We start from the raw sequence: 9,179 nt of genomic DNA, 5'->3' as shown, positions 1-9,179 counted from the left end.
ATATCCTGATTCAGACAGTTAAATATTAATAGAAAACGGTGCGTTATATTTCATTAACGCACCCTACAAAATGAGCTATAGCTTAGGTTTATTCTTACATTTCACTGTTAATAGGATTTACATATTTTGGTTGATACTTAGGATTGCTCTGACTCATGTTTCCATTTTGATTACGAACAAGATAATGCTTCCCATCAAAGCGAACTCCAGCAGAGACACCTAATGTCTTTTGTTTGAAGTAATTGTATGAGCGAAGCTTATCCTCAATAGACATTGTTTTTGCTGAGTAGTAAGCTTCAAGCATATAAAATCTTCCGAAAAACTTACAGGATATATCTGTCCCGAAAACAAATCCAGTGAGTTGCATATTAAAGTTTAATTTAACACTGCCAACGAGCAAATAGCGCTCTTCATTATTGACGTTCAAAGACAAATAAATGCCATTATCATCAGTTGCAAATTCAAATCTTAGAAAAATTGGTTGATCATAAACTATTGGAGATTTTAAGATATGAACCATCTCATCATTATCAATACACTGATAAACAATATGCCCATTTTCAATAAAAACAGATAAGCGATTTTTTTTGGGAGAACCGTGATCAGCAATAAATGAACGTGGAAACAGTTGTTCTTTATTAACTATCAAATGGTAAACAATTGACCATCCAGTTCTATTCTCTGTTGTTTTTCGAGTATTTAAGTAGCTGTCAACAAGTTTTTCTAGCAATAAATCATAGCAAAGAAATGTAGGTCGAAATGATGGGCGATCCTGAAGAATATCAGATACTCTAGCCATATCATTACTATCCGTAAGACCATAAACAATAATAATTTGGTATGATGAAATTGTTCGTAGTGATAAGTCGGATTTCACCACACTTCGAGCTTCACTACTTCCTTGGATAGACTTAGCATATTCAGTTGCCTGAGAGAGATAAGATTCGGCAGTAGCATTCAGCTTGGCTCTATTTCCATCAGTTCGATTAACAATGAATGGTTTTACAAAGGGCGTTTTCAATTCAAAAACAGTTACAGTACAAGATTCTATATTTCCACATAGGAAATCTGGTTCCGGTGTAAAGTTTCGATCATTGTCAAATGGAAGTCGCTTACCAGATGATTTTTCGTATGACTGGAAAGTATCAAAACCTAAAATTTTAAAAACAACTGGATATGATTCAAAGAACGTCTGATATTTTTTCTCAGAATTTTCTTCATCAGTTAGTAGTTCATAAAGTGCGTATATCGCATTCCAAAGATCTAAATCTTTATTCATAGGCTTTCCTGAAAATGTTATAAAAATCCATCACTAACATACTAACATAGAGACGCACCCCCAAAAACGCCTCTACAAAACCCCTAAATCACAAAACCTCCCTACCCAAATAAACCTGCAAAACCTCCGGTACTTTAATCGTCCCGTCAGCTTGCTGATAATTCTCCAAAATCGCCGCCATAGTCCTGCCCACAGCCAAACCAGAACCATTTAAAGTATGCACAAACTGCGTCCCTTTCTTACCAGCTTCCTTAAACCGAATATCCGCCCTTCTCGCTTGAAAATCAACACAATTAGAACAACTAGAAATCTCTCGATACTTCCCAGCAGAAGGCAACCACACCTCTAAATCATAAGTTTTTGTTGCAGAAAAACCTAAATCAGCAGTACATAAATTAATCACCCGATAAGGCAATTTTAAAGCCTGTAAAATACTCTCTGCACTGACTAGCAACGTCTCCAATTCCTCAAAAGAATTTTCCGGTTTTACTAACTTCACCAACTCCACTTTATTGAATTGATGCAACCGAATTAAACCCCGCATATCCCGGCCATAACTCCCTGCTTCCCGCCGAAAACATGGCGTATATGCAGTATGATAAATTGGTAATTCTTCCCCGTTGATAATGTCGCCACGATACAAATTAGTTACCGGAACTTCCGCAGTAGGAATTAACCATAAATCATCTTCTGCACATTTAAAACTGTCCTCTGCAAACTTGGGTAATTGTCCAGTTCCCGTTAAAGAATCTGTATTTACTAATAACGGTGGACTAACTTCTATATAGCCATTTTCAATATGTTTAGAAAGCATAAATTGGATTAATGCTCTTTCTAAAGCAGCACCCGCACCAATAAGACTGACAAACCGAGTTTGGGCAATTTTTACCGCTCTTTCAAAATTTAAAATTCCCAACTTTTCGCCGATTTCCCAATGGGGGACAATGTTGGGATTTTCGGGTTTATATTCATCTCCCCATGTTTTCACTTCTTGGTTATCATCTTCACTTGTACCAATGGGGGTAGAATCACTGGGTAAATTCGGAAGTGCTAACAATAATTGGTGAATTTGGGCTTTTAACTCTTTTTCCTGGGGTTCTAATGAGCTTAATGTGATTTTGAGGCTGTTTCCTTCATCCTTTAAAGCCAGAATTTCTGCATCTTGAGGATTAACACCAGATTTTACCTTGTGTCCCACCAGTTTACCAATTTCATTACTCCGGGCTTGGAGTTCATTGCGTTTAACTTCCAATTCCCGTTGTTGTTGACTCAAATCTAAGATAGGCTGAATCTCGTATTTACCACTACGAGTATTCAACTTTTCTTGTACTAATTGGGGATTTTCTCTAATTTGTTTAATATCCAGCATTGGTGAATTTCGTTAAGTTTTGTCAATTATACTTGATTGAGATGATTAATCGTAGAGGTTTAACAATGCTAAAACCTATATACTAATATCACGTTTCCTATCTGCGTTTATCTGCGTTTATCTGCGTTTAATTATAATTCAGTGGCAAATCTACAAAATATAGTTGATAATTAGTTCAGATACTCTTCTCCATTACCTAAGCGTTAAGGAGTTTTCAGAAATGATGACAACTCAATCAGTTATTTTAAATATCAAAAATGTAGAGTTAAGTGATGATCAATTTTATCAATTATGTCAAATTAACGAATATTATAAATTTGAACAAACTGCTAAAGATGAATTAATTATTCTCCTTCCTTCTAATCTAATTACTGGTAATAGAGAAGCAGAATTAAATGGAAATTTGATGATTTGGAATCGTCAAACTAAACTCGGAAAAGTATTTAGTTCTTCCACTATTTTTACTCTACCTAATGGTGGTAAACGCTCTCCTGGTGTGGCTTGGATTGCTAATGAACGTTGGGAATCTTTAACCATTAAAGAAAAAGAAAAATTTGCTAAAATTTGTCCTGATTTTGTTATAGAATTACGTTCGCGTACAGATTCTTTAAGTCAATTACAGGAGAAAATGCAGGAATATCTTAATAGTGGTTTACGTTTAGGTTGGTTAATTGATACTCAAAATCAACAAGTAGAAATTTACCGTCAAAATCAATCTGTAGAAATAGTATCATTACCGACAAGTTTATCGGGAGAAAATGTTTTACCAGGATTTATTTTAGAATTACCTGTTTTCAGGGTTTTCAGGGATTAAGATAAGGAATGTGAATTAAATAAAGTGCAAAAGTAGGGTGTGTTAGCGACAGCGTAACGCACCATTCCACGTTAAGTCAGAATTGCAGGTTATTAAATTTGCGTTCCTAAGCTGTTGTGCATTTAGTTTGTATAATTCTAGCGGGCAAGATGCCCGCACTACAAAGTTCAAGTAAATTATGGTTATCAAATTTAGCTGCGTAACAGCTTACTACAAGCACTGTCAATTATGGTTTATTAATCCGATTTATTAACCACAAGGATGACAACAACCCAGCGAAATGCGCTGACACAGTGTTTGTATTTGCCTGGACTATGAGCATATCTAAGCCGCTAATAATCCGAGTCGGGTCAAATAATTGAGTAGTTACTGCTTGAGGAGATATAGACCTAGCTACTAGTGTACCAACGATCGCTTGCGCTCCCAATAAAGTGACTAATATTCCCCCTAAATTTATCCATAGACCTAAACGTAATACCTGCACAGTTTCCACCTTACGAGGGCGATTAGTGGGATTAGGGGATTCTAATTTCTTGCCAATTCTAGTGTAGCGATAAGCTAAGTAAATACCAGCACCCAACAGAAGTATGCCACAAATTGCTAAAAACACGCCAAAGCCCGTTCCTGGATTGTTACTGGGGCTACCTGCTTTTTGACTAAAAATGCCAAATAACAAGACAATTATTCCAGAAATTACACCTAATACCAACTGAATCCATAAACTAATCCAACCTGCTAGGCGAAATTGTTGGGCTATAGCCCGGAGGTTAGATGATGGTGTTTCGGAGTTTTGCGTCATATAAAAATTAAAACTTAAAAATTAAGAACAACTTCCGTTTGTTGTTTGTTAGCTGTTACCTATTTCCAGAATAATTGATAATGGGTTAAGTCTACTGAAAATTTCAGACGTAAAAATTAGTTATGAATTCTACTGTTTCTCAATCTACGTTCCTCTTAACTTTTCTGTTATCAGTTGGATTATTTTTCTTTATACGCGCTTCGACCAAGGATCGTACAGAAATGATGCAATTGACTTCAGAACAGGATGAAAATACATTAATGGCTGCATTAAAGGAGTATTTTCGCTCTCGTGCTTATCGAGTTTCAGCGGTAGATGCTGCTAACAATCAAGTCACTTTTGAAGGATTGGTTAGTCCTAGCTGGTTTTTAGCCATATTTTTGACTATATTGGCAGCCGTAGGTTTGGGTTGTTTGGCGTTGGTTTTATCAATGCTTTTGCCCGATTTTGGCAAATTTTTTCTATTAATAATCCTGTTTTCGCCTTTAAGTGGATTATTGTACTGGAAAAAATCTGGAAGACTTGAGAAGGTGTCACTCAAGATGGAAAATATCCCAAGTGGGCAAAACTTCTCAAGTACAATCACTGTAACTGCCCATAGAGATGAACTGGCTGAGTTACAAAGGGCATTACAGCTAAAGACACTTGACACTTGATTAATTGTTGGGGGTGAAAACTAGCATTATGTAGGCTTCTGACTCAAGTTTTGAATAAATCAGCAGTAGGGAAGAAGAGAAAATTCTGCTAGTGCTGTTAATCTTCCTGATGCTTGGTATGTCATGAGGAAAAATTTAAATTGGCGGACAGAGCTTGATAGTAGTCCAAATTAGTGAGAGCATAAATAAATAATTCATACTTCATTTTTTGGATGACCTTGGCTCTGTCGCTATTCTCTTTTGTATAAGCTGATAACAAACTGATTCATCTAATCTATTACAGATTAATGAGGAATTAATTATCCCATGACTTGAGAGAATGTATTTAAACTCTACTGGCAAATTCAACCAAAAAATTAAAAGAAATGGAATTTTTGAACAAACCAGTCATAATTGCCAGTTAATTATTCACAGAGTCAGAAGTCACATTTACAAGATATGATAGTCATTTGTTGTTTAGTTACTAGCCACAGCAACAGACACAGTTTCTGGTGCTGTTGGTGATTCTAAAATCCTGAGACTAGGGAACAAGAAATGATTCTCTTCTACGTATTGAGCGCCAAACAGACCTTTTTCCGCCCAGAAATACCGGTCTGTTGTATGTTCATTGCGTTTTACTAGTAGCAGCGCAGGTGGCATGATACCTTCAGCTTGAATGAACTTTCTCGCTGCTGTCACAGGTTTATCTTCGCCACTTTCAATGCTGTACTGAGGGATATGCTCAAGTATGCGCCGTCCTTCCTGCCTACGACGACTCTTCCGCTTGCGTCTCCTTGCCAACCTATTGTCCTCCTGTTTCAAGCTATAGACTGTAGTTATGGCTACAAAATCCGTCGTCATTATATAAGTTCTATCTCAAAAGATCAATAGTTTTTAATGTTTTGATACAACTAGGGTAAAACTGTCAAAAATGAAGACTTAAAAATTAAAAAAATTGCTGACTTTTCAGCTATTGTTTCCCTACCAATCATCCATTACCAGACTAAACTAGATAGCTAGAAGCCTTAGTAACGTTATGCACTTGAATAAAATGCGAAAATTAGGTCGAAAGCTATAGGGGTAAGGCATAAGCTTAATGGTGTCAACTTAACGCAAAATCTTCATCCCGCAAGGAACTCAAGTTCCTTGCTAATAGCGAAAGTCATCTTTTAGATGACTAAATACTAGGAAAATTCATTAGTCCGTTTTAATGGACTTGAGCTATGAGACAGGGAATTTATTCCCTGGCGGGTGTGGAAGCCAAACAAATAAGCCATCTGTAACCTAAGTTGACACCAATGGGCATAAGCTAAACCCCTACCAATTCCTTCTTTCCTTCTTCTTCTGACTCGGTGACTCCTTTTTCCTCCTAGATTCCTGAACTCATGCTAATGTCTGCCAGTTCTGATTTTCTTGCTCTATGTCGAGAGCAAATGGCTCTGCTAACCCAAGGGATGGGAGCGGGCTTTAGCGTTGTTTATTTGACACAAGAACTAGTAGAAAAATCTACAGCAGAGGCGCGACTAATTCCAGTGATGGTGTATCCAGAGACTATAGCATTAAATCCTAGTGATGAATATAGTGAGGTGGGGGAAGGTTATCCTGTAAGGTTAGCTAATGTTTTAGCATTACCCAATCAGCAAATGAGATTGTTAAAACCGACTCCAATATCCTCCCATGAATCAGCGGAATCGGCAGCAACAGGAAAACAAAATTTACATGATGCACAAAATGAATACTGGCTGAGTCATAACCAAATTGTTTTACCTTTGATTCATGAAGGTGTGATGATGGGGTTATTGGTGACGGCGAGAGAAGATAGGGAATGGAATGAACGAGAGGAACGGGAAATTGAACGCATTGCTAAGACTTTAGCGATCGCTTGCATTTTAGACCAGCGCCAGTCATGGTTACAACATCAACTCCAGCAGGAACAAATTCTCCAAGAGAGACAACGGGATTTATTAGATAATCTTTTACATCAATTTCGTAACCCCTTAACTGCTATCCGCACCTTTGGGAAATTACTATTTAAGCGGATGCTCCCGGTTGATCCTAATCGGGAAGTAGCCACCAGTATAGTCCGGGAGAGCGATCGCTTACAAGAACTATTAAAACAATTTGATCAAGTAATTGATTTAAATACAGCAGATTCAGAACCTTTACCTCTACCAGAATCAAAAGTAGTTATTAACGCAAATGTCCAAAAAGCAGCTAAACCTGCGTTATTATTGCCCGGAACAGGGGAACAATTAACTAATCGTTTCTTAGTAGATTTATTAGCACCTTTATTAATATCTGCCCAAGCGATCGCTCAAGAACGAAATCTACAATTAATCACAGAAATTTCTCCTCACCTACCCCTAGCGAGGGTGAATGAAAAAGCCTTAGGAGAAGTTTTGAGTAATATCCTTGATAACGCTTTAAAATATACACCACCTGGAGGTAAAATCTTAGTACAATGTGGGCAACAAAAAGGAAATTTACAAGGTATTGCTATTAGTGATACAGGTCCAGGTATTCCTCCAGAGGACTTAGAACATCTAGGAGAAAGACATTACCGGGGTGTACAGGCAAAAACAGAAATTCCGGGAACTGGCTTAGGAATTGCCATTGCTAAACAGTTAATAGTAGAAATGCAGGGAAACATCGAGGTTTTTAGTCCAGCCATTAACTCAATTATCACATTACCAAATACCCCAGGAACTACATTTATAATTTGGTTGCAATCTGTTGGCTAAAATAGGGAATAAATAAATAGACTTAAAAATTTCAGGCGTTGCTGATAGCCTGCGTAGCGTAGCCATATTGAGGTATGCATTGGTGTCAACTTACAGCAAATTGTCATCAAACCCGGAACAAGAACCCCGCCCCCAACCCCCTCCCCGCAAGCGATGAGGGGGCTAAGATGTACCTCATAAGATTGGAAATCGCTGTAAGCTCAAATCCCTACCACATCTCGTTCCTAGTCTCTGACTAGGAATGCAGTTGATGAGGCTCTGCCTCTAATATTATTGAAGGCAGAGCCTTCTAGAATTCATTCCCAGTCAGAGACTGGGAATGAGATGACTTGAGTTCTTTGCGGGATAGAGGTTTTACGTTAAGTTGACACCAATGTGAGGTATGAAATTCCCAAATTGAACCTTTAAAACTCAAACCTCAGTGCGTCTTCGCGCCTTTGCGTGAGACTAAAATTTATTTATATTATGAAATTCACAACTTCAAAACTATTACAGCACTTTGTGGTGTTATGAAGTACAAGAACCCCGCCCCCAAACCCTCCCCGCAAGCGAGGAGGGGACTATGATGTATTTCATTCCAGTGCATACCGCTATAAGTTTATTGACGAGTTATGACTAAATTTGAAGTCAGGGTAATATCTAAATCTTGTTCTGGTCTTAACACAAAAACATCAGCTTTTGGTTTTCGCAATAGTACACTAGCTAAAGCCCCCGCTGCTGCACCACCTACGGGTTCTAAAACTTCAATTTTCTTGTTACCAGTCACCAAAGAAATCAGAGTAGCAGCACCCGCACCAATAGCCGCATCTGTTAATATTTGTCCAGTGCTTGATCCTTTGGTAATTGTTTCTGTTTGGGTGATGGTTTTAGAGTTAGCATAAATCTGTTGTCGTTGTCCAGAGGGAAATACTAATTCCCTGGCTACAAAGCGGACACCTTGCCGGTTATTATTAGTAGATGCCCCATTTAATCTTACTGGTTGTAATTCTCCAATAACTTCAGTATTAGCAGGAATTAAAATATTTCTGTTTTTATCAGTAACATTGTCAGCTATTTTCAGAGTTAGAGCCAATGTTTCACCCGGTTTGACAATAACCTTCTCTTTTTCGTAGGTAACAGGTAAAGTGACATTAGCGGGGATACTAATTGTCCGCGATTGATTGAGATTAAATCCTTGGGCAAAAACAGGGTTAAATGATAGCATGGGGATGGCTGTACCTGTTGTAATGGCTATAGCCATGAGTGCAGCGGTGCTAGATTGCCAATGGATAGAACGACTCATGATAAGATTGCCAATAATATGTGATATGTATGGTGACGTGGACTAGCTAGGATAGTTTCTGGACAATTGTTAAGTAGGGCTTGCTAAATAAAGCTAAAACCATTTATTAATAAGAGTTTCACGGATTTTCATCACAAAGAAGTGCCAGGTTTTGGCTGATTGTGTCTCAAAATAGGTGAATTTTTCTTTGTCAGATTTAGAAAATTGAGGATGTCCAGACAGTTGAAACTGTTCCCAGTTAAGAGTTATACTATGTACTT

The 9,179-nt window shown here is 37.7% G+C and carries 8 protein-coding genes; 3 read left to right on the top strand and 5 right to left on the bottom strand.

From position 1 onward, the window contains the following. Positions 1 to 94 precede the first annotated feature (94 nt). Together FJR37_RS13145 and serS are read right to left on the bottom strand one after the other, a co-directional pair. Positions 95 to 1,279: a Shedu anti-phage system protein SduA domain-containing protein gene (locus FJR37_RS13145; RefSeq protein ID WP_039203099.1), complete on the bottom strand. Its 1,185-nt coding sequence runs from the start codon at positions 1,277 to 1,279 to the stop codon at positions 95 to 97. Positions 1,280 to 1,367: 88 nt separating this feature from the next. Next, positions 1,368 to 2,648, bottom strand: coding sequence for a serine--tRNA ligase (gene serS, locus FJR37_RS13140; protein ID WP_168466227.1), 1,281 nt, complete (start codon positions 2,646 to 2,648; stop codon positions 1,368 to 1,370). 220 nt (positions 2,649 to 2,868) lie between these two features. Here serS and FJR37_RS13135 point away from each other — a divergent pair, with 220 nt between their 5' ends. Beyond that, positions 2,869 to 3,462, top strand: coding sequence for a Uma2 family endonuclease (locus FJR37_RS13135; RefSeq protein WP_168466226.1), 594 nt, complete (start codon positions 2,869 to 2,871; stop codon positions 3,460 to 3,462). 226 nt (positions 3,463 to 3,688) lie between these two features. On the opposite strand, the gene FJR37_RS13130 is transcribed toward FJR37_RS13135, so the two are convergent. Continuing rightward, positions 3,689 to 4,261: a DUF3611 family protein gene (locus FJR37_RS13130; RefSeq protein ID WP_039203095.1), complete on the bottom strand. Its 573-nt coding sequence runs from the start codon at positions 4,259 to 4,261 to the stop codon at positions 3,689 to 3,691. 122 nt (positions 4,262 to 4,383) lie between these two features. Between FJR37_RS13130 and FJR37_RS13125 the strand changes: the two genes are divergently transcribed. Continuing rightward, positions 4,384 to 4,917: a cofactor assembly of complex C subunit B gene (locus tag FJR37_RS13125; protein ID WP_168466225.1), complete on the top strand. Its 534-nt coding sequence runs from the start codon at positions 4,384 to 4,386 to the stop codon at positions 4,915 to 4,917. 456 nt (positions 4,918 to 5,373) lie between these two features. On the opposite strand, the gene FJR37_RS13120 is transcribed toward FJR37_RS13125, so the two are convergent. Further along, the gene (locus FJR37_RS13120; protein WP_168466224.1) at positions 5,374 to 5,697 is read right to left on the bottom strand and encodes a DUF3155 domain-containing protein; all 324 of its coding nucleotides are present in this window, start codon (positions 5,695 to 5,697) and stop codon (positions 5,374 to 5,376) included. A gap of 584 nt (positions 5,698 to 6,281) precedes the next feature. On the opposite strand from FJR37_RS13120, the gene FJR37_RS13115 reads away from it, so the two are divergent. Then, the gene (locus tag FJR37_RS13115) at positions 6,282 to 7,637 is read left to right on the top strand and encodes a sensor histidine kinase KdpD (protein WP_168466223.1); all 1,356 of its coding nucleotides are present in this window, start codon (positions 6,282 to 6,284) and stop codon (positions 7,635 to 7,637) included. A gap of 598 nt (positions 7,638 to 8,235) precedes the next feature. On the opposite strand, the gene FJR37_RS13110 is transcribed toward FJR37_RS13115, so the two are convergent. Next, positions 8,236 to 8,919, bottom strand: coding sequence for a conjugal transfer protein TrbI (locus FJR37_RS13110; protein WP_168466222.1), 684 nt, complete (start codon positions 8,917 to 8,919; stop codon positions 8,236 to 8,238). Between the last annotated feature and the right edge of the window lie 260 nt (positions 8,920 to 9,179).

Source organism: Aphanizomenon sp. UHCC 0183 (assembly GCF_009712065.1).
GTDB lineage: Bacteria > Cyanobacteriota > Cyanobacteriia > Cyanobacteriales > Nostocaceae > Dolichospermum > Dolichospermum heterosporum.
The sequence above is the reverse complement of the archived record's forward strand: the minus strand, read 5'-3'. Positions and strand labels throughout refer to the sequence as shown.

Excerpts from the sequence above, each read along its gene's own strand:
- FJR37_RS13145 (WP_039203099.1), bottom strand. The coding sequence starts at position 1,279 with ATGAATAAAGATTTAGATCTTTGGAATGCGATATACGCACTTTATGAA.
- serS (WP_168466227.1), bottom strand. The coding sequence starts at position 2,648 with ATGCTGGATATTAAACAAATTAGAGAAAATCCCCAATTAGTACAAGAA.
- FJR37_RS13135 (WP_168466226.1), top strand. The coding sequence starts at position 2,869 with ATGATGACAACTCAATCAGTTATTTTAAATATCAAAAATGTAGAGTTA.
- FJR37_RS13130 (WP_039203095.1), bottom strand. The coding sequence starts at position 4,261 with ATGACGCAAAACTCCGAAACACCATCATCTAACCTCCGGGCTATAGCC.
- FJR37_RS13125 (WP_168466225.1), top strand. The coding sequence starts at position 4,384 with ATGAATTCTACTGTTTCTCAATCTACGTTCCTCTTAACTTTTCTGTTA.
- FJR37_RS13115 (WP_168466223.1), top strand. The coding sequence starts at position 6,282 with ATGCTAATGTCTGCCAGTTCTGATTTTCTTGCTCTATGTCGAGAGCAA.
- FJR37_RS13110 (WP_168466222.1), bottom strand. The coding sequence starts at position 8,919 with ATGAGTCGTTCTATCCATTGGCAATCTAGCACCGCTGCACTCATGGCT.